Below are 522 nucleotides of genomic sequence, written 5' to 3' on the forward strand. Positions count from 1 at the left end.
GGCCGCGACGGCGGCGCCAGCGTCGGCGTGTTGCGCCTGCAAGGCCACCACTTGCGCGTGCACCGAGCGATCGCCGTGCCGACCCGCGCCCACGGCCTGCTGCAGGAGCCCGGCGGCACGCTGCTCGCCGTCGCGCGCCGCCCCGGCGACTGGCTGATGCGCTGGAACCGCGAGGGCCGCGTGATCGCGCTCGCGTGGATCGAGCCGAACCGCGCGTACAACGGCCACGTGATCGCCGATGCGTCGGGCGACACGCTGTACACCAGCGAGACCGATCTCGACAGCGGTGCCGGCCTGGTCGGCGTGCGCGATGCCTGCACGCTGGAGAAGCGCGCCGAGTGGCCGACGCACGGCCGCGACCCGCACATGCTGCTGTGGGACGCGCAGGCCGCGCCGTTCACGCGGCTGGTGGTCGCGAACGGCGGCATCGAGATCCGGCCCGAGACCGGCCGCATGAAGCTCGGCCTCGACCGCATGGACTCGTCGCTGGTGCGGCTCGATGCCGCGCGCGGCGAGCTGCAG

At 74.5% G+C, this 522-nt stretch carries 1 protein-coding gene; it reads left to right on the forward strand.

Annotated elements, in window-relative coordinates; all coding sequences use genetic code 11:
• A partial coding sequence (locus tag AC1DXV_RS35260; protein ID WP_477938137.1) for a DUF1513 domain-containing protein occupies nt 1-522 on the forward strand: 522 nt, incomplete at both ends.

Source organism: Rhizobacter sp. P3_C12 (assembly GCF_056402735.1).